The 21,803-nt window shown below is 38.6% G+C and carries 17 protein-coding genes; 6 read left to right on the top strand and 11 right to left on the bottom strand.

Annotation, left to right across the window (positions count from 1 at the left end):
* Nucleotides 1-37: 37 nt before the first annotated feature.
* The 4 genes from ACY45D_RS14660 to cysM form a co-directional block, all read right to left on the bottom strand.
* Nucleotides 38-2,344: a RelA/SpoT family protein gene (locus ACY45D_RS14660; protein WP_463107386.1), complete on the bottom strand. Its 2,307-nt coding sequence runs from the start codon at nt 2,342-2,344 to the stop codon at nt 38-40.
* Nucleotides 2,345-2,371: 27 nt separating this feature from the next.
* On the bottom strand, nt 2,372-3,766 hold the full coding sequence (gene rlmD / locus ACY45D_RS14665; protein WP_463107387.1) for a 23S rRNA (uracil(1939)-C(5))-methyltransferase RlmD: 1,395 nt from the start codon (nt 3,764-3,766) through the stop codon (nt 2,372-2,374).
* 8 nt (nt 3,767-3,774) lie between these two features.
* Nucleotides 3,775-4,596: a 3'-5' exonuclease gene (locus ACY45D_RS14670; protein WP_463107388.1), complete on the bottom strand. Its 822-nt coding sequence runs from the start codon at nt 4,594-4,596 to the stop codon at nt 3,775-3,777.
* A 72-nt stretch (nt 4,597-4,668) separates the two neighbouring features.
* Nucleotides 4,669-5,592, bottom strand: coding sequence for a cysteine synthase CysM (gene cysM, locus ACY45D_RS14675; RefSeq protein WP_463107389.1), 924 nt, complete (start codon nt 5,590-5,592; stop codon nt 4,669-4,671).
* A 312-nt stretch (nt 5,593-5,904) separates the two neighbouring features.
* Between cysM and ACY45D_RS14680 the strand changes: the two genes are divergently transcribed.
* The 5 genes from ACY45D_RS14680 (at nt 5,905) to rsfS (ending at nt 11,941) form a co-directional block, all read left to right on the top strand.
* Complete coding sequence (locus ACY45D_RS14680; RefSeq protein ID WP_463107390.1) at nt 5,905-8,712, top strand: GacS-like sensor histidine kinase; 2,808 nt, start codon at nt 5,905-5,907, stop codon at nt 8,710-8,712.
* A 147-nt stretch (nt 8,713-8,859) separates the two neighbouring features.
* Entirely contained in the window at nt 8,860-9,648 is a 789-nt protein-coding gene (locus ACY45D_RS14685) for a crotonase/enoyl-CoA hydratase family protein (protein WP_463107391.1), read from the top strand.
* Between the two features lie 60 nt (nt 9,649-9,708).
* Nucleotides 9,709-10,590: an NAD(P)-dependent oxidoreductase gene (locus ACY45D_RS14690; protein WP_463107392.1), complete on the top strand. Its 882-nt coding sequence runs from the start codon at nt 9,709-9,711 to the stop codon at nt 10,588-10,590.
* Between the two features lie 53 nt (nt 10,591-10,643).
* Entirely contained in the window at nt 10,644-11,438 is a 795-nt protein-coding gene (locus ACY45D_RS14695) for a hydroxypyruvate isomerase family protein (RefSeq protein WP_463107393.1), read from the top strand.
* A gap of 101 nt (nt 11,439-11,539) precedes the next feature.
* On the top strand, nt 11,540-11,941 hold the full coding sequence (gene rsfS, locus ACY45D_RS14700) for a ribosome silencing factor (RefSeq protein ID WP_010113766.1): 402 nt from the start codon (nt 11,540-11,542) through the stop codon (nt 11,939-11,941).
* Nucleotides 11,942-12,031: 90 nt separating this feature from the next.
* Here rsfS and ACY45D_RS14705 read toward each other — a convergent pair whose 3' ends face one another.
* The 7 genes from ACY45D_RS14705 to ACY45D_RS14735 form a co-directional block, all read right to left on the bottom strand.
* Nucleotides 12,032-13,276, bottom strand: a complete 1,245-nt coding sequence (locus tag ACY45D_RS14705) for an ammonium transporter (RefSeq protein ID WP_463107394.1) — start codon at nt 13,274-13,276, stop codon at nt 12,032-12,034.
* A gap of 482 nt (nt 13,277-13,758) precedes the next feature.
* A complete protein-coding gene (locus ACY45D_RS14710; protein WP_463107395.1) occupies nt 13,759-14,298 on the bottom strand; it encodes a TonB-dependent receptor domain-containing protein in 540 nt (179 codons plus the stop codon).
* Between the two features lie 20 nt (nt 14,299-14,318).
* Entirely contained in the window at nt 14,319-15,926 is a 1,608-nt protein-coding gene (locus tag ACY45D_RS14715; RefSeq protein WP_463107396.1) for a TonB-dependent siderophore receptor, read from the bottom strand.
* Between the two features lie 281 nt (nt 15,927-16,207).
* A complete protein-coding gene (locus ACY45D_RS14720) occupies nt 16,208-16,912 on the bottom strand; it encodes an XAC2610-related protein (RefSeq protein WP_463107397.1) in 705 nt (234 codons plus the stop codon).
* A gap of 133 nt (nt 16,913-17,045) precedes the next feature.
* Nucleotides 17,046-18,500, bottom strand: coding sequence for an NAD(P)(+) transhydrogenase (Re/Si-specific) subunit beta (locus ACY45D_RS14725; protein ID WP_463107398.1), 1,455 nt, complete (start codon nt 18,498-18,500; stop codon nt 17,046-17,048).
* A 3-nt stretch (nt 18,501-18,503) separates the two neighbouring features.
* Complete coding sequence (locus tag ACY45D_RS14730) at nt 18,504-18,824, bottom strand: proton-translocating transhydrogenase family protein (RefSeq protein ID WP_463107399.1); 321 nt, start codon at nt 18,822-18,824, stop codon at nt 18,504-18,506.
* A gap of 11 nt (nt 18,825-18,835) precedes the next feature.
* Nucleotides 18,836-19,963: a Re/Si-specific NAD(P)(+) transhydrogenase subunit alpha gene (locus ACY45D_RS14735; protein ID WP_463107400.1), complete on the bottom strand. Its 1,128-nt coding sequence runs from the start codon at nt 19,961-19,963 to the stop codon at nt 18,836-18,838.
* Nucleotides 19,964-20,875: 912 nt separating this feature from the next.
* Between ACY45D_RS14735 and ACY45D_RS14740 the strand changes: the two genes are divergently transcribed.
* The gene (locus ACY45D_RS14740; protein WP_463107401.1) at nt 20,876-21,802 is read left to right on the top strand and encodes a DMT family transporter; all 927 of its coding nucleotides are present in this window, start codon (nt 20,876-20,878) and stop codon (nt 21,800-21,802) included.
* Nucleotide 21,803 lies beyond the last annotated feature (1 nt).

A 21,803-nucleotide genomic window follows, 5' to 3' on the forward strand; every position in this document is an offset into this window, starting at 1 on the left:
AAAAAACCTGCTTCAGCAGGTTTTTTTATTCCAACATTTAATTCCCTTGCACCAAACGTCGTGCACTAATAATACCCGGTTGTTGTTCTAATCTTGCCAATAGTCGAGAAAGTTGTGCTAAACCTTTCACTTCAATCAACAATTTCATATTGGCAATACCATCTGCTTCAGAAATCGTATTCACTTGACGAATATTAATTTGATCAGAAAAAATCACTTGGGTTAAATCTTTTAACAGACCACGGCGATCATAAGCTTCAACAACAATCTGTACACTTTGACCACGTGTTGGCTGCATTTCCCAATCCGCTTCTACAGCACGATCAGGTTCCAATTTGATCATACGCAGATAATCAGGACATGCAACTTTATGAATACTCACACCACGATTTAGCGTGATGTACCCTGCAATTGATTCACCATGTACAGGCTGACAACACTGTGCAATATGCAATTCAACATTATCCAGACCATCAATCAAAATACCATGCGCAGATAGCGTATGACTTGCACGTGGATTCAACGTTGGCTTTAACACCAATTCAGGCTCATCCTGATCCAAATGCATATGGCGATTGACTTGATTGATCAGGGCATGAAGACTGATGTCACCACTGACCAAAGAAACAAGAATATCATCGCCAGATTTAACATTGAAATGATTGCAATAATCACTCAAATCAATACTTTTTGGATGAATCGCTAAACGAGAAAGTTCTTTATTGAGAATTTCACGTCCAACTTCTAAATTCTTACTACGATCTTGTTGTCTAAACCAATGACGTAATTTGTCACGAGCACGTGACGTTTTGATATAACCCAAAGAGTTCACTAACCAATCACGGTTCGGATCACGATCTTTTTTGGTTAAAATCTCAACTTGCTCACCTGTTTTCAAGGTGTAGGTTAATGGTACATAGCGCTGATTGACACGTGCTGCATAGCATTTATTGCCGACTTCTGTATGCACATGATAAGCAAAATCAAGGACTGTAGAGCCACGTGGTAATTCTTTAATATCACCATCACGGCTAAATACATAAATTTTCTCAAATCCCTCAAAATCTTGAATCTGCTCAAAATTTTCAGGTTCATCATCATTGGCATGTGCACTGGTTTCAGTCCGTTCTTGATAATGCTCCAGTACAGCGCGTAAAGAATGCAAACGATGGTTAAATGAGTAATCTGTGGTTTTAGAACCTTCTTTATAGTTGAAGTGTGAACACACGCCCAACTCTGCCTCATTGTGCATCTCTTTGGTACGAATTTGAATTTCCAAAGATTTGTTTTCAGCAATCACCGCAGTATGTAAAGAACGATACCCATTGGCTTTTGGATTGGTAATATAGTCATCAAACTGATGCGGAATATGTCGCCAAATTTGATGTACGATGCCTAAAGCGTGATAACACTCAGAAACCGATTTAACCAATACACGAAGTGCTCGAATATCATAGAGCTGATCAAAACTCAGACTCTTACTCTTCATTTTGCGATAGATCGAATAAATATGTTTTACCCGACCTGAAATTTCAGCTTCGATATCATGTTCAGCCAATTCATGCTTCAAGCGATCGACGACGAATTGAATATATTGCTCACGTTCTAAACGCTTTTCATTCAATAACGAGGCAATTTCTTTATAGCGTTCAGGTGCCAAATAACGGAAAGCAAGATCTTCAAGCTCCCATTTTAATTGAGCAATCCCTAGACGATGTGCCAAAGGTGAATAAATAGTCAAGATTTCACGTGCAACACGTTCCTGACGTTCTTTTGGAGAATGCGCCAATTCACGTAATGCAAAAGTACGCTCAGCCAACTTAATCAGTACAACACGAACATCTTCTGTGACAGAAATCAGCATCTTATAGATACCTGTCAAATGTTCACGTTGATTATTATTAAAGTGATCTTCTAAACGTTTATTTTTTTCGATCAATTCAGAAAGTTTACCCATCGCCAAAGTGCCTTTGACGAGGTTATAGACTTGCTCTCCGAATAGTTGTTGAATTTCATCTAAAGTGGTTAAGCCTTCACGCACACTACGATAAAGCACTGCTGCTGCCAGCGTATCTTCATCGACATGTAAATGCGCCAAAATATCGGCCATACCAATACCTGTTGAAAAAGTATTGGTTCGATGATTGACTGTTGTCGCTAATTCTTTTTGTAATACTAATTGAGCAACTTCTTCTAACTGTATTAATTTAGCACCGTCTAAAATTCCACGCACACGATCCAGCCATGTCGCCAAAGCTTGTTGCGCTTTATCGGCATGCTCTACAGTCGCTTCATCTGATAACTCATTGAGTTGATCTGGAAGCTGTTCACGAACTGTGACCATACCCTTCTCCTCTAACTCTATACTTCATTATAAATCGTTTATCTCTAATTTCTTTTCAAACAGTGCAATGGATTCAACATGTCCCGTATGAGTAAACATATCCATTACACCTGCTTTTTTTAACTGATACCCATGTTGTACCAAAATTCCAGCATCTCTAGCTAGGGTTGCTGGATTACATGACACATAAACGATTCTTTTTGCACCAAACTTTGGAACATAATGCATAATTTGCTCAGCACCTGCCCTCGGAGGATCAATCAATAATGCATCAAATCCTTGATTTGCCCAAGAAAAATGTGAAAAGTCTTTTGTTAAATCTTGTGAATAAAATTTAACATTGGTTAAACGATTGTTCAGTGCATTTTGTGTACCGCGCTTAACCATTTCCTCACTTCCTTCAACTGCAACCACTTTCCCTGTTGTACCGACTTGTGTTGCAAGAGGAAGTGAAAAATTCCCCAATCCACAAAATAGATCCAAAACAGTTTCGCCTTGTTGCAATTCAAGCAAATCACATGCCAGTTTAACCATTTGCTGATTGACCGTTGGATTGACTTGAGTGAAATCCGTGGGATTAAAATCAAACTCAACATCAAAATCATTTAAACGATAATGTAAATGCATTGCTGCCTGAGCATCGTCCACCCGATGTAAACTTTCTACACCAAACGGCTGCAAATACAACTGCCACTGTTTCTGTAACGCATATTGGCGCAATAGGTTGACATCATGCTCTTTTAATTTTTCAGTATGACGAACTAAAAGAGAAATTTCTTGATCACCTTTGGCTAATTCTATATGACCAATCGCACTTTTGCCTTTTAGACTTTCGAGTAATACTTTTAACTCAGGTAAAGCCTGATTTAAGGCTTGAGCCAAAATATTGCAACTTTGGATTTCAGTTAAATGATTGCTCTGCGCTTCTCGAAAACCCATCAACAACTTATTTTGCTTCGGCAAATAGCGCACACCAATCCGTGCTTTATGACGATAATCCGTTTGCTGTGACCGAATGGGTTCAAGCCATTGCATTGGCTCTAAACCCGCAAAATGACTCAAATGCGATTTTAAAACTTCTTGTTTTAAACGAATCTGCTCATCTGGGTGAATATGCTGCATATTACAGCCACCACATATTCCAAAATGAGGGCAGAAAGGTTCTATCCGATTTGGATTGGGATCGCTGATTAAAGCAATACTATCCGCCTCTTCAAGCTTTGAAACTTGACGGGTAATCTGTGCTTTAACAGTTTCACCCGGTAAAGCATAACGAATGAAAACCTTCTTTCCGTTTTTATCATTCGGATGATCTGTATCCGTTCCATAGTGTGCAATCCCTCGCCCTTCATGTGACAATCTCTCAACTTTAAAAATATACTGTGGAAGCTGAGATGGACGAGTTTTAGCTCTATGTTTCAAAGGAATACCTAATTGGGAAGAGAAGAAAAATCTGAAGCAGTAAAATCTGTCCGTTGTGAAGTTTCACGCCAAACATCCAAGAACGCTTGCTGCTGCGGTTGACCCTGCAAATAGTGAATGGTTGCCTGAATCCAAAGACGGTGATCATTCAAAGAAAGCTGCCCTTTGAGCAAAGACCACCTTAAATAAATCAACCAAGTATTCAAAACATCACCTTCGCAATAACTGGTCAATGCCAACCATTGCTGAGTTTTCACATATTCAGGAACAAAATAACCTGAAATACCACGCTTACCGGGATAACCCAGTAAATGTGCTGCATCATCCAACTTCTGAAAATGTCGTCCATTGAACATTGCCATCACATCCATCAAATCGACATGACGTGTGTGGTAACGATTCTGATAGTTATTATACCTTTTTTGCGTATCAATCTCACCCTGATCGAATAAACTTGGTGCAGAAAGTCCATGATACATCGCACGAAATAAGATCACTGGAATATCAAATTGTGAACCATTCCAACTCACTAAGGTCGGATGACGCTTATCAAAAATAGACAAAAATTTTTGTAAAATTTCAGCTTCTGAATAATGCTCACGACTAAAAGAAAACAGTTTGATTGAACCGTTTTCATCGAGCCATAAGCCTGAAATACAGACAATTTCATGCAAAGCCAAGCGTTGGAAATCCATGCCTGACTCTTGGCGACGCAATTTTGCCAAAGCTTGCGCTAAATCATCTTCGGGCAAATCTAAACCATATAAATGCGCCCCTGATTTAAGATCAGTCAGGGTTTCAATATCAAACACTAAAACGGGAAGGCGCATAAATAAATTTACTCTAAGGCTAAAAATACAAGCCGATGATCATCATTGTTTAAATGACTTATTATGAATCAGTTATGAATCAGCATCATCTACAGAAAACAATCCTGTCGATAAATAACGATCACCACGGTCACAGACAATGCATACAATCACAGCATCTGGATTTTCCTCAGCCAGTTTAACCGATGCCCAAACTGCACCACCTGAAGATGTCCCTGCACTAATACCTTCTTGGCGTGCTAAACGGCGTGCGGTTTTTTCAGCTTCAATCTGAGGAATATCCATAATACGATCAACTCGCTTAGGATCAAAAATTGTCGGTAAATATTCTTGAGGCCAACGACGGATTCCCGCAATATTTGAACCTTCAGAAGGTTGTAAACCTACAATTTGAATCTCAGGATTTTGTTCTTTTAAATATTTTGAAATTCCCATAATCGTGCCAGTTGTTCCCATAGAACTCACGAAATGGGTAATTTTCCCTGCTGTTTGCTGCCAAATTTCAGGACCAGTGGTTAGATAATGCGCTTCAACATTGTCAGGATTACCAAACTGATTCAACACCAAACCTTGACCTTCAGCCTGCATTTGTAAAGCCATATCACGAGCGGCTTCCATATTGGGCGCTTCGATCAATTCAGCACCATAAGCACGCATTGCATCTTTACGCTCTTGGCTAGAATTCCCCGGCATGATCAGCTTCATTTTATAGCCACGCATTGCAGCGACCATTGCCAGTGCAATTCCTGTATTTCCACTTGTCGCTTCAATCAATGTATCACCCGGCTTAATCTGACCGCGCTGTTCCGCTTTCATGATCATATTATATGCTGGACGGTCTTTTACAGAACCCGCAGGGTTATTCCCTTCTAGTTTTGCCAATACTGTTGCTTGAGTATGACTTGCCAAACGCTGTAGACGCACCAAAGGAGTTTTTCCTACATAATGGTCTAATAAAAATTCATTGGCTAAGAAATCAGATTGTGTATTACTCATGAATTGCACCTATACTGAGGTGGACGTATTGTATGAAAAAAAGTGTATAACTGCACATCTTTCAAGGTTATTTTAAGAACAATGCTCAAAACAAGCCGATGCAGAAAAGTGAGACTCAAATAAAGAAAAAATATTTAACTCAATAAAATTAAACACATAATATCACAAGCCTATAACTTAGCATTAGAAGTGATAACCTTATCTTTAAATAAGCATAACTATTCTCAATTCAGAAGCTTTTTAATCATATTGTCATGCAGGATGAATAAAGCATGTTAATATCCTTTGCATGGGCAATAAGTAGCTGGATCCATGTCGAATTTCAATAAAAAACTGTTTAAACGCTTAAAGCTCAATCATGCTTATGGGCAACTTATTGCGATGATTTTTGTGCCTATTATGATTATGGCATGCGTAGGGACTGCACTGGTTCTGTCCGAAACATCTGCGGCTGCAAAATCCAAACAACGCTTTGCAGCGATTGCTATTTTAAGTCGTTATCAATATACCACGGAACAACTCACCAGTATCATTGATCAAAGCCCTACCCAAAAAGCAAAAGCTGAAAATATTTTGCAAAAAATGTTCAATGAAAAATATTTACTCAGTGCCGCAGTCTTAGATGAACATAACGTCAATCATTTGAGTATTGGCTATCAAAATAAACGTGACTGGCCCAATATTCCTAAAACAGATACTTTTTTTGGCCCAATATCGAGTAAACATAACAATATTTATGGACTAAAACTTAATCCAACCGAGTCCGCCAAAGACATGTGGTTGGTGATTGAACTGGATAATCAACCTTTAGAAATCGCACACTATCGTGTCATGATCGTGCTTATCACGACTGCATTATTCACCTTACTTTTACTCTTATTGTGTTTGAATTTTTATTCTCGACGCTGGATTGCACCGATGTATGAAATTCGCATGCAATTACAACGTTTAAATGCAGATACATTAGATCAGCACATGATCATCAATAGTACTGGTGAGCTGCGTTTATTGCAGCGAGATATTGCTAATGTTGTGAAACGTTTACATTTCAGTTTTCTCGAACTCAAAGAACATACTGAACAAACTGAAGATGATTTACGTCGTACCTTAGACACACTAGAAGTCCAAAATATTACGTATAAACAAGCACGTGACCAAGCGATTTCATCCAATCAAGCTAAATCTGTATTCCTTGCCAATATCAGCCATGAACTGCGTACGCCTTTAAATAGTATCGATGGTTTTATTCATTTGATGTTACGTCAGGATAATCTGAGTAATGATCAAAGCTTATATTTACAAACCATTCGCAAATCTTCTGCGCACTTATTGGCACTGATCAATGATGTATTGGATTTCTCAAAAATTGATGCAGGTAAATTAGAACTCGAAACCGCTCCTTTTGATTTGGAAGAAGCTATTTTTGATGTTATGGATATGTTGTCACCTTTGGCTGCACAAAAGCATATCGAAATGGCGTTCTATTTTGCCGACAACGTTGCTAAGTACGTGATTGGTGATGCTTTACGCTTTAAACAAATTCTGACCAACTTAATTTCCAATGCCATCAAGTTCACACCTGATGGTGAAATTATTGTTCGTGTACGTATGGAACATGATGATATTGGACAATGCTTACTGCATTTTAGCGTACAAGACAGCGGTATCGGTTTAAGTGGTACTGACCGTAAAAAACTGTTTGAATCATTCTCGCAAGGTGATGCATCCGTCACCCGCCAATTTGGCGGTACAGGTTTAGGTCTTGCCATTTCTAAACAGCTAGTACACTTAATGCAAGGTCAAATTGGCTTTGAAGATAACCAAGAACGTGCGCCAACGGAAAAAGGGGCGACCTTCTGGTTTACCGCAATGTTTGTGGTGAACGAAGATGAAGAAATTGTTCATCCATCATTTAAAGAAATGAAAGTCGTATCATTCTTGGCACATCCTGCAACGGCCAATGTATTGCGTCATTATTTAGAAGATTACCAAGTTCAACACACCGAAGCGCAATCAATTTTGGATCTCTTTAGTCGCCTAAATAGTCTTGATCAGCAGTCTGAAAACACATGGCTCATAGTTGATCATAGTGGCGATACAGAAGCCTTATTGAAAGAAATTCGTAATCGTTATCAAGGTCATTTAGCCGTTTATGGTTATCAAATGTCACTTGATCCAAACATGTTAAATGAATATAAAGCACGCCCATTGTACCAACCACTGAGCCGTAGCTCAGTGATCCAGTTATTGAGCAATCAACCTGTATTTGATCAAGAACATCATCAAGACTTCAAAGGTCGTGATTTACATATTTTGGCTGTAGATGATCACTTACCGAATCTTATCGTTTTAGAAGCGCTTCTCGGTGAATTGAATGTCAAAACCACCAAAGCACAAAGTGGGCAAGAAGCATTAAATTTAATTCAATATCGCATTGATCATGATGAAAAAGCATTTGATTTAATATTCATGGACATCCAAATGCCCGTCATGTCTGGGATTGATACCACCCGTGCCATTCGCTCTCTTGAGTCGACGCTAGATGATCTACGTATGCCGATTATTGCTTTAACAGCACATGCTTTGGCAGATGAAAAGCAAAAACTTCTCAAAGTGGGGATGGATGACTATGTCACCAAGCCTATTCAGATCGAACAAATTATTCAGATTTTGACAAATTGGACTTCAGATACCTTCATCCAAACACACCAACAAGTTGAAAATTCTGTTTATATTGAAGCATTTGATTCAGATATTTTAGATTGGAAACAAAGTTTAGCTTTGGCAGCCAACAAGGAAGATCTTGCTCAAGATTTATTGAAAATGCTGGTTGATAGCTTCCCTACAGAATTGGATGAAATTCAACAATTGGTTGAGCTTGAAGATTTTCCACAGCTTGAACATGTATTACATCGTTTATACGGCGCAACGCGTTATGTCGGGACACCTAAACTACAACGCGTGACTGGTGAATTTGAACAATTCGTATCAACACTCAGAAAAGAACGTCGTAAAGCCGATGAAGATTTTATTCAAGAAGTCATACAACGTTTAGATCATTTACAACTGGTGATCCATGAAGTTGAAACAGCGGCACAACAAATTTTTCCTACAGCCTAAATTTGCTCTAAAAATTTAAGTCTATGGTTTGGCTTATGCTTTTCAGTGGCTTTGAAATCACTTTCCGTGACTCTCGTGTCATGCAACTCTTTTAAAGTCCATGCTATGCTGATGATTAAGGAAAAATAAGAGTTCAGAGTTGAGTTCATGGCACTATTACGTATCGAAAAAAATAATGGCATCGCAACGGTTTATCTAAATCGTCCTGATAAACGCAATGCAATGAGTTTTGCGCTACTGCGTGAATTGGTCAGCACAGCAAAAAAAATCAAACAAGATCGTTCGATTCGTTGTGTCATTTTGACTGGTGAAGCAAATGTTTTTAGTGCTGGAATTGACTTAGCCGATTTAAACAACCCGAAAAACAAAGCCTATGCAGCGTGGGAATTGATTAAGCCAGGTCAAAGTTTATTTCAAAAAGCATTCTTGATTTGGCAAGAACTTCCTGTACCTGTCATTGCAGCACTTGAAGGTTTTTGTTTTGGCGCAGGAATGCAATTGGCACTTGCGGCAGATATTCGTATTGCTCACCCAGACACAAAAATGTCGATCATGGAAAGCCGTTGGGGGCTGGTTCCAGACATGGGCTTAACCCGTTCAATTAAAGGTGTTATCGGTATCGATTTAGCCAAAGAGTTGACTTTGACTGCACGAGTTTTTGATGGTCATTATGCAAAAGAAATTGGCTTGATTACCCATGTGGATAATTCACCTTTAGCAAAAGCACAAAGTATTGCCGAAGAAATGTTGCAACGTTCACCCGATGCACTGATGGCAGCAAAACGTGTCCTAGATGCAATGGAACATGAACCTAAAAAATCACTTCGTTTAGAAAAAATTTGGCAATTGAAATTACTGATGGGTAAAAATAGTCAAATTGCACGTAAAAAGGATAAACATCCAGAAGTGCAATTCTTACCTCGCCAATATAAATAATTTTTATAAATCATCTTTTGATCGTCTTTTCAAAATGATTCAAAATCGTTGAGTTGCAAAATGAATTTTGACCGTAACAGTAAAATTGCATTTTTAGGTATGGGGCTGATGGGAAGCCGCATGGTCACTCGTTTAGTCCAAGCAGGATTTGATGTTGCTGTTTGGAATAGAACAGCAAGTGCTTGTGAACCACTTATTGATATGGGCGCACATGCACTTGATTTGGACAATATTGCAAAATACCCGATTATTCTCACCTGTCTTGCAGATGATCAAGCCGTACAAGCCGTTTTCGGACGTATTCAGAAGCACTTAAAACCTGCGCAAGTTATTGTCGATTTCTCAAGTCTATCAGTAGACAAAACCAAACAACTTGCAAACCTTGCCGCACAGCAACAGGTGACTTGGATTGACTCCCCTGTCTCAGGTGGGACTGCGGGTGCTGAAAATGGCACTTTGGTTATTTTTGCAGGTGGTGATGCTGAAACCATTCAAGATCTCAGTTTAATTTATAATGTTCTTTCGCAACGTGTAACACGTATGGGAGACACTGGCACAGGACAAGCAACCAAGATTTGCAACCAGTTAATCGTGGCCGCAAACAGTACCCTCATCGCAGAAGCAGTCGCATTAGCAAGACAAGCAGGTGTAGATACCACGCTACTTGCTCCTGCACTTGCTGGTGGTTTTGCAGACTCTAAACCTTTTCAGATTTTGACACCCCGCATGGCAACGCATAGTTTTGAACCTGTGCAGTGGAAAGTACAAACTTTGTCAAAAGATTTAAATAATGCGGTCAAACTTGCAGAACAATTTAACTTAGACATTCCTGTGGCAAAAAAAGCATTAACCCAACTACAAGATCATCAACAACAGGGGTTTGCAGAATCGGACTTAGCAACAGTTATTCAGCAGGTTGAACATAAAGCAGTTGAAAAATAATGGATTGCCAACTACATTGGGAATAGAGGCAATCTAAAGCAAGGAGCATGACGATGACTAAACTCGCAGTAAACCTATCGATGATATTTACTGAAGTGCCACTCATTGAACGATTTGCATTGGCTCATTCACATGGTTTCCACAACATTGAAATTCAGTTTCCATACGAGTTGAGTATTGACGATATTCAATCTCAGCTCAAATTATATGATTTGCACCTTTGTCTGATTAATGTTCCTGCTGGCGATTTAATGCAAGGTGGCTACGGACTCGCAGGTATTCCCGGACGAGAAATTGCATTTCATCAAGCGCTAGAGCTTGCGATTGAATATGCCAATGTGCTGAATGTACCCAGCGTTAATATTTTGGCGGGTAAACAACCTGAAGATGCAGACTTATTACCCTGCCTCAACACTTTAGCCAATAATCTTAAATTAGCCTGCCATATGCTGACTGACCACGGAATTCAACCGCTTTTTGAAATGATCAACGGTACAGATATGCCACGTTTTTTAATTCAAAATATTGCCCAAGCTCAGGAAATGTTAGAGGCTGTTCATCATCCCGCGTTAAAGATGCAGTTTGACTGTTACCACATGGCAATGATGGGTGAAGATGTCCTTTCAGCATTAAAAGAAAATATAGATTGGATTGGGCATATTCAATTTGCAGACTGTCCGGGACGCCATGAACCTGATACAGCACAAATTGATTACTCATCGATTTTTACATGGTTAAAACAAAGCACTTACTCAGGCTACATTGCGGCTGAATACAGACCACAATCTCATTCAAATCAATCTTTTGCATGGAAGGATAAATATTTTTCGAACAATCACAGTTACTAAGTCAACTCACTTTTAATAGACCAAAGCGTTCTAGAATTTGAATTTTTAGAACAAAAGCGCTATATTAGAAGGTGAGATATTGTTTGGAAAATATACACTATATGAATTTAGAACCATCGCCCAGCGCTTCTAATTCTCACGAACTTGCAATGAACACCCAAAATCAAGATGTACGCACTTGCTTGAAAGTCGTACAAGAAGCCCTACTTGATGTAAAAGCCAAAGATATAATCGAACTAAATGTAAGTGCGATCAGTAATGTTGCAGATGCAATTGTTATTGCGAGCGGAACATCTACTCGTCATGTTAAAGCACTTGCTGACAATGTTGCTGAAGAAGCACGTAAAGCAGGTTTTCGCCCAATTGGTGTCGAAGGTGAGAGAGATGCTGAATGGATTCTAATTGATTTAGGATTAGTCGTAGTACATGTCATGTTACCGACTGCTCGTAAGTTTTATGATTTAGAAAGCTTATGGCGCACCACACCTGAAAGTGTTGCCTGATTTGAAAAAAAGCGACTTTAAAGTCGCTTTTTTAATACTTTGCGTTTTATCTCTTCTGTTCTGAGACAGATTTTTATAATTTAATGCATATTATTTGATTAAATCTACATCTAAATTCGCCATTTGTTTTCTTGTGGTTATCCAACACATACATTTGAAAACCACATAGGCAATGGTAAAACTCCAAATAAAATTCACAAAAATACCAAAACTCTGAGCGATCAAACTTCCCTTACCCACCAATTCAGCTGCGGCATTTTGATTGAATGCAACTGCTAATGTTCCCCAAACCCCACAAACACCATGCATCACCAAAACATCGCGCACATATCGAGAATCTATCCATCGCGCTAAAATTCGAGGTGCATATAACGTTAATACGCCTGAAACTAAACCGATAATAAATGCTAAAGACGAACTGACAAATGCACAACTTGCCGTGATCGCCACCAAGCTACCCAAAGTTGCTTTAATCAATTCAGACCCTGAAATAATTTTATGATTTAAAAATAAGGAAAATAACAAAGGAGAAACGATTGACCCAAATAAAGCTAAAAGTGCATTAATCACCACCATCCCAATATTCACATGAATCGCAGAAATATAGGTCACATTTAAGCCAGACCATGCCAACCAGAGTACAAATCCAGCCAAAGCTAGAGATAATATTTTATAATCTTCAAATATGAGGTCTTTTTTAATAATCTCTTGTTTATATTTAGATTTCAAAGATAAATAAGCTGCTAAAACAATCCATGCAGCCGTTGAATGAACCACCGTTGAACCTGCAAAATCGATAAATCCTAAAGATTTTAACCAACCATCCCCTAAAATAAGATTGCCCCACACCCAACCACTAAAAAACGGAAAAATCACAGCAGAAATCATCAAACCTGTCGCCCAATTGACTAAAATTGATGATGTACTTGGAATAATTCGCCCCACAACTGTGGTAATTGTCGTTGCCATCAAGGTATAAAAGAATAATAAGTTCCAGTGCCAACCTTGAATATTATTTAGATTTCTAGGACTATCGATAAAACCTAAGACCATCAGTTTTGAAAAGATGATTTCAAAAAGTACAGTTCCAACAATTGCAGAAACATAATTGATGATAAGACTGTAAATAGATTTTAAATTATGCTCATAGCCACCTTCAGCAACAGCAAAACCTGCTTGCATGAGAAGAACAAAGGCACTACCGTAAAATAAAATTTTAAAATCTGGAACTAAATTAAATGCAGCAATATCATTTTCTAAAGACGTAGCAAAAGCATAACTTGGCAAGGTCAATATGATTAAAATTAAACCGATTAAATACTTTAATTTCACCATATTTACATCCAAAGCTACTGTGACTTTCTCTTTTTTAAAATTTCACAATAATTATCAATTATGATACCTAAGTATCATTTACATAACCAAGTATAAGGATTCTCAAAAAATAAAAAAACCTTTTTACATCGGATAGCATATTAGCTATTGTTTTTGAAACATTTATTTTATCGTTTTTATTCAATATACGCCAAAATAACATGAAATATAACTTAACAACTATTGTTATAGATGATTTTTAGCCCAATATTTTTGGGCATAGAAAGTCAATATATTCAAATTATAGGATCACTTCCTAAGCGCCTTAATCTTTAAGCAATTCCACTTTTACTGATTGCATGAGTAAAGATTAGAAGAAAATCGATTTAAATTTTTGAATCTACGGATTAATGAAATTAACCATTTTAAAAGTAATCATACAATCCAAATAACTCGCTTAAATGAACATTGCCGATCTAAAATCAATTGATCCAAACAAAAATTTAGAACTTAAAACTACTGGAAACAGTCAATGTTCTTGGTGCACCGAGTGTCGATCCACCATTGCCATTCCAGTAATGCTTATTCAGCACATTATGTAAATCAGCTCGGAACGTGATTGGCCATTGCTCACGATTGAGAACATATCTTGCACCAAGATCAAATAAAACATAGCTTGGAACAATATCCGTATTCATCTGATCCGCAAAACTGGATGCATTATAATTCACCGCTCCCGATAGACTCAGATTTTCAACTTCTGGCACCGTATATTCCATACGTACTTTAAATATTTGATCAGCAACATCGACAGGACGTTTACCTTCTAACAAGACATTTTGTTTTTGCTTTTTAATTTTTGTGTCTAGCCATGTATAACCACCGATCACGCTGACATGCTCTGTCAATTTACCAATCGCTGTCAGTTCAAATCCTTTATGTACTTGTTGTCCATCTTGCACATATTTAGGCGCATTCGGATCACGTACATCGTAATATTGTAAAGCTTTTTCAATATTGAAAAGTGCAACACTGAGCAGCAAACCTCGCTCAAATGAATATTTTAATCCAAGCTCATATGCTCACTCACCAATGGTTTAAATACTTGTCCTGCATTCACAACAATAGCATTTTTATAGGTATCAGCAGCAACTTCACCTTGCTCCAGTGCCTGAATATAACTTGCATAAGTTGTTAGCTGTTCCAAAGGTTTAAATATCACAGATACTGACGGCGTAACTGCGGACTCTTTATAAATTGAATCTTGCTTGGTCTGAACTGTCGCATATGCAACACCCAATAATGCTGACCATTGTTGATTAAACTGCACGTCATTACCAAGCAAGATATTTTCATTACGATTATTTCGGATGACTTGCATCTCCCCACGGTCTATTGAGTTCAGTTGAGGAAAAGGCATCTGTGTTGGTTGTTGTAAAGATAGATCAGTAAATGTAACTTTTTCGGTGCTATTGCCTTTGGCTGGGCGTAACTGCACCGTATCGCTCCACTGAAATCCTGTGGTGAGTTTATGTTGTATCTGCCCCGTGTTGAATTTCCAATCTGCATAAATCGCACTACGCTCATCTTCTTGTTCACTTTGAATCGGATTCGCACCATTCGCAAAAACATTGAGTAAGGTTTGATCATAGCTTTGTGCTGAAGTGATAGTATTTCGTGCATTCGGAACACTACGTGTGCCATGACTTTGTAAATAATTCAATCGAATGGCGATATCATCATTAACCGCCCATTTTACATTTGCACCATAACGCTCAGCATCGTACCAACGATGTGTCCACGACTGTCCCCAAGAAACATCATTTTGAATTTTACTGGCATCGAGTCGAGACACCCCTTCTGCAAAAGACCACGCAGCCTGTCCACCATTGACCTCATATTTGCGATTCATTCCGTTGATTTGTAACCACAAATTATCCAGTGCTTGCCAATCCAACCCCAAACTCATAAAACGTATTTTGATCTCCTCACCTTGAATTACACTATCACTGCCTTGTTTGGCAATGTTCAGTCGATAGCCTAACCTGCCATCTTCATCAAATTTTCCACCAAAATCACCGTGAACATTCCAGCTTTCATTCCCCAAACTGCTGAATGTCATTTCATTCAATCGTTCATCTGTCGAGCGTTTAGTCACATAGTTGATTACACCACCAATATTATTCACACCATAAAGAAAGCCTGATAAACCATTAAGGATTTCAACACGCTCCGTATCTTCAGTGGTAGTACTATGATTATATTGGTCGCTCGGCACACCGTCACGATAAGATGCTCGTACAGGGAATCCTCGCATCTGCACATGCGGTTGATCATTTTCACGTTGCTGTCGTGTGAGTTGGGTTAAAGGATTAATCCGATAAATTTGATCTGGTGTTGTTGCTTGTATATTTTTGAGCAAATCCTCAGAAAATACCGTTACGCTATATGGTGTGTCCTGCAAATCCCTTCCTTGCCAAGGGCCAACCTGAGAAATCTGATTGTCTAAATAGCCTTGTTCAGCAGTTCCCTGCTTTGATTCAGCTTGGAAAACAAGATTGGGCAATTGTGTCACTGCATCCTGATTTGTCTCCTGTATTTGCCCATTGCTTTCAGCAAAAACCTTTGTGCTGTAGCCTGACAGGGTCACAATACCCAGTATCAGAGACACTGAAAGATAGGAACACGCCTTAGAATGATCAGACAGCTTTTTGAATATTTTTTCTTGTGTATTTCTCTTATATAAAATTAACATTTTAAAATGCTCTAGTTAATAAAAATGATTATCATTATTATTCATAATATTAACATATTCTAAACTTATTACTACAAATAATAAGTATAGTTACACTTATATAAAAATCGAGAAAAAACAATTAAATGTAGACATTTCTGCCCACAGTCTTCATTTTTATGGCTTTTACTTTTTATCGCTCTTAATCTTTACTGCTCTTACTCTTTATAGTACTGCTTGATTGGATAATATTTTGTGTTTTCTACCCAACGCCCTTTGTTTAGCGTTCTTTCCGTAACTTTGACTTTATCTCCTGCCGCCACAGTTGCATCTTCTATAAACTCTTTAACTAAACGCAAACCTTTTTGTGGAACAACAATATATTCCGAACGTATGTGATAGCAGCAACCACTTTTATTAAACGTCAAAATTCTTTTTTTATCTGCATCTAGCTTAAACATGCCCAAATTTTCATGGGTCAATTCAGATAATTCATCACTAAAAACAAATTTATTTCGAGTGCGGTTAAAGACATAAATGTCATAGGTCGGCCCACCATAAGCACCCTCATTTCCATTGCGGATGGCTATATCTTCTTGACCATCAAAATTAAAATCATCAAAAATTAAAGGGCTTTGCTCACCATAGAGTTGGACTACATTTACAGAGGGTTTGAAATCTTTGCCTAAATAGGTCGTCAAATCTGCCGATGAAAAGCTTTGAAACTTCTTGGTTTTACCTTTTTGATAGAGATCTATTTTCGCTTTACCACCACATTTATTTTGATCGCATGGTACGTCGACAGCAACATCATAAAGTTTTGATGCTTTTTTGATTTCAAAAATTTGAGCAGTGGTATTTTGGCTCAACATGAATACGCTACACGTCAGGATGAGGTTGAACGGCTTCATTTTTATTTTCATTGGATAGGTGCTCTTATTCAAGATCAGTTTAATCATCCTAACAAAAGATTCAAATATAAAAAACCACCCGAAGGTGGTTAGGCTCCCTCCTTTATCAAAGGAGGGTTGGGGTGGATTTAATCCGATAGCGGAATTAGTGTCCGCCACCATTAATTGCTTTCGTCATTTCTTCAACAACTTTCTTGGCATCACCAAAGATCATCATGGTCTTGTCATTGTAGAACAAGTCATTATCTAAACCTGCATAGCCTGTCGCCATAGAACGCTTAATCACCATGATTGTACGTGCCTTATGTGCTTCAAGAATTGGCATACCATAAATTGGTGAACTTGGATCATCTTTAGCAGCTGGGTTTACAACGTCATTCGCACCGATGACAAGGACTACATCTGTTGCAGGGAAGTCTGAGTTGATCTCATCCATTTCCAAGATGTCTTCATACGCAACATCGGCTTCTGCAAGAAGTACGTTCATGTGACCAGGCATACGACCTGCAACAGGGTGAATCGCAAAACGAACTTTTACACCTTGTTCTTTTAAGATTTCACACAATTCTTTTACTGCGTTTTGTGCACGACCTTGTGCCATACCATAACCCGGTACAATCACAACGCTATCTGCATTTGACATCAAGAAACCAGCATCATCCGCAGAACCTGAACGGTAGTTACGTTGAACTTGTTCACCTTTATCTGCCGATGCTACAGCTGCTCCGCCCATTGCGCCACCAAACAATACGTTGATGATAGAACGGTTCATCGCTTTACACATGATGTAAGACAGAATCGCACCAGAAGAACCTACAAGTGAACCCGCAACGATCAACATGTTATTTTCAAGTGTGAAACCGATCCCAGCAGCAGCCCAACCAGAGAATGAGTTCAGTAACGATACCACTACAGGCATATCACCACCGCCGACTGGTGCAATCCACACCCATCCGAAAGCCAATGCCAATGCTGTCATTGCCCAGAATGCATTCATGTTGCCTGTCGTGAAGAAGTAGATACCACACGCCAACATCGCTAGGAAAATGATTGCTTGAACAGGTTTAACCCATGCACCAGAAATCGTTTTTGCCCACTTTTTCGCAGCCAATTTACCATAAGCAAATACAGATGCTGTAAAGGTAATTGCACCAACGAAACAGCCTACAAACAATTCAAACAAATGAACTTTGCTCATGTGCGCATGTTGTACACCCGCAGCAGTTAACGCAGCTTCATTTTCTGCAAATAAAGCAGTCAATTGGTTATTGTGTAGAATTGCAGCAATTGCAATTAAAACAGCAGCTAAACCAACAAGTGAGTGCATTAAAGCAACTGTTTCAGGCATCTGCGTCATTGGAACAGTACGTGCACGAGCAATACCCACCACAGCACCCAAAACCATTGCGCCAACAATCATCCAAACAACAGGATGGTCTGCAACAAAGAAGGTAGTGATTACCGCAATCGCCATCGCGATCATACCGTAACGGTTACCTGCAATCGCAGTTTTAGGACCTGAAAGACCACGTAAAGTTAGAATGAAAAGGACTGCACCAACAAGGTAGAACCAATCCGCATATTCTCGAATAAATTCCATGTATTAGCCCTCTTTTTTCTTTTGCTTTGGCTTAAACATTTCAAGCATACGTGCTGTTACAGCAAAGCCACCAAAAATGTTAATACTTGCCAAGAACACTGCAACTGCACCAAGTACACTTACAACATTGATCGATTGGAATTGCACATTTGCATCAACAATACCTGGAATACCTACAGTTTGAATCATTGCACCGACCACAATAATCGATGACAAAGCATTGGTCACTGCCATAAGCGGCGTATGCAATGCAGGTGTAACACCCCAAACCACGTAGTAACCAACAAAGATGGCTAAGACGAAAATAGTAATAGTTTCAACCATGATGACTCTCCTTAACCACGCTTGAGCAGTACTTGACCGCCATGAGTTACTAGAAGTGCTTTTTGAATTTCGTCTTCTTGATTGATCGCGAAGTTTTTCTCTTTATCAAATAAAGTTTCAACGAAATTAAATACATTACGTGCATACAGTGACGATGCTTCAGTCGAAACTGTAGAAGGAATATTTGGAATACCTAAAATAGTGACACCATTGTCAGTGACAACATTTTCACCATTCTTAGAGCCTTCAACGTTACCGCCTGTTTCAACAGCCATATCAAGAATGATTGAACCGGGTTTCATTTTGGCAACAGTTTCAGCTTTAATTAAGCGAGGTGCATCACGACCTGGTAACAGCGCAGTTGTAATCACGATGTCTGCATTTGAAACTGCTTTATCTACGATGATGGCTTGGTCTTTGATGTATTGCTCACCTGGCATCCATCCATAACCGTTTTTAGCAGCATCAGCAGCTTTTTGCTTTTCTTCATCAGACATAGGTACGTCTAACCACTTACCACCCAGTGATTCCACTTGATCACGTGCAGTTGGACGTAAATCTGTTGCTTCTACGACCGCACCAAGGCGTTTTGCAGTTGCAATCGCTTGCAAACCAGCAACACCGACACCCATGATCACGATACGAGCAGGTTTAACCGTACCAGCAGCAGTCATTAGCATTGGGAACATACGTTGATATTCCGCAGCAGCTAAAAGGACTGACTTATAACCCGCAAGGTTGGCTTGAGAAGACAATACGTCCATATTTTGCGCACGAGATAAGGTACGTGGCAAAAGTTCTAACGCAAATGCAGACACTTGTTGTGACGCAAATTGATCGAGCTCTGTATTGCGGTAAGGATCAAACATTGCAACGACTGTCATACCAGCAGCAAGTTTTTGAATTTCTTCACCATAAGGTGCGCGAACTTTCAAAATAATTTGACTGCCTGTATAAGCATCGTCTGTAATTTTTGCACCAACCTGTTCATAGGCACTGTCAATAAAAGCGGCTTTTTTACCAGCTCCACGTTCAATGACTACACTATGACCAGCGCTGATCAACTTTTTTACTGTTTCTGGTGTAGCAGCAACACGGTGTTCACCAGTAACAGTTTCTGTTGGGATACCAATCTGCATGAGCGTTCCTCAAGCTAATTTTTCTTCAAGTAAACATCGTGAAACACGATGTTTTCCTCAGGATGCGTTCTTATGTATTTTTGGATTCTAATTGAACTTAAATAAAATGCTACCCAATATTTATTTAATAAATACCCATATTTTGAACTGATGATTCACAAATATCATTCTACGACATACTAGGTATTCATTTTTATTACACTTAATTTGAACAATTTTCCACTTTTTCTGTCGAATCTGTATTTTCAAACATTAAAATGCTGTTTTTTTACGCTCAGCTTTGAGCTGTACTTTGCTTATAATCCATTCTAGATTGGCATTTTAGGCATAGCACACTTTATTGGGCTTAAATTTTTAACCTTTAAATGGTCAAGAAAACAAGCCTATTCGTGATCATGCCATTTCAAATTGGCCTTTCTGACAAGATATAACATGATTTTAAAGATCTAAATTGGCTATTTATGCCATTACTCCTGTCAAAAGTGTGAGTTTAATCTATTCCTTTTTTTAATTTAATTAATAAAAAAAAGTACTTGGAATATTTTTCCATACAGCCCATTTCTAACGCTAGATTAAATACATAAAAAACGCATTTTAGCGCTTTAGCCATTTTATCAAGTAATACTACAGTAGAATATTTTTAGCTTAGTATGAAAATGCACCATTTTTGTGCTATTTTCAGCCCCATTTAGATGTCAATTTTCGTTCTTCTCAAATATTTTCCTGTATTTTTCATGTTTTTATTATTTTGATACATATTTATTGCATTTTAAATATTTTCTCTCCATGCAATATAGACCTATTACATTTTTTGATTGAATTGATTCTTTTTTTGCATTTTCCCTCTGCACCACCTACAACTATACTTCTCTATAGATTTTGATTTACGCCTCTATCAACAAAGTAGCTCACATGAAACTCACCCTCTCCAGCACTCAAGTTGGTTCGCTGTTCGCACTTGGTGCTGCATTTCTATTTAGCACCAAAGCTATTTTCATTAAGCAAACCTATGCACTGTCCCCACTGGTGGATGGAACTGTATTAATGGCTTTAAGAATGGCGAGTGCACTTCCTTTCTTTTTACTGCTTTGCTGGTTTAACCGTCATCATAATAAAAACATCACAGCAAAAGATTGGGGAATGCTGATTTCAGCAGGTTTGATTGGTTACTACTTTTCCAGTTGGTTGGATTTTGCAGGCTTAATGTATATCAGTGCATCATTAGAGCGGATTATTCTATTTTTATATCCAACGCTTACAGTCATACTGACCAGTGTTATTTATAAGCAAAAACTAAGTTTGAAAACCATCATTGCTATTGCTCTAAGCTATGGCGGTACTGTGATTGTGATGCTACAGGAACAAAATACAGTATCGCATGAGGGCAGTTTTTGGTTGGGTGTCAGTCTAGTCTTTGCCAGTGCCGTATGTTTTGCTAGCTATTTGTTAATGACTTCACGCTTAATTCAAAAATTCGGCTCTTGGAACTATACAGGTTTAGCGCTGAGCATCGCATGCTTCGGAACATTGATCCATTTTATGATCGCAACACCGCATCCGATTCAATTGCTCACACAACTTCCTGCACAAGTTTTGTGGTATGGCATAGCCTTGGGGTTACTGGTGACGGTTTTACCGACCATATTCATTGCACAAAGTATTTCTCGTTTAGGTGCAGCTCAATCTGCCATGATCGGTTCAATTGGCCCTATTCTCACCATTATTTTAGCAGTTGCTTTGTTAGGCGAGCACATGAATGCGATACAATGGTTTGGTTGCTTGTTAAATATTGTCGGTGTCATGATGATCACTTTATCTAAAAAGAAACTCGCACATTAAG

The organism is Acinetobacter sp. BZX-2 (assembly GCF_055179795.1).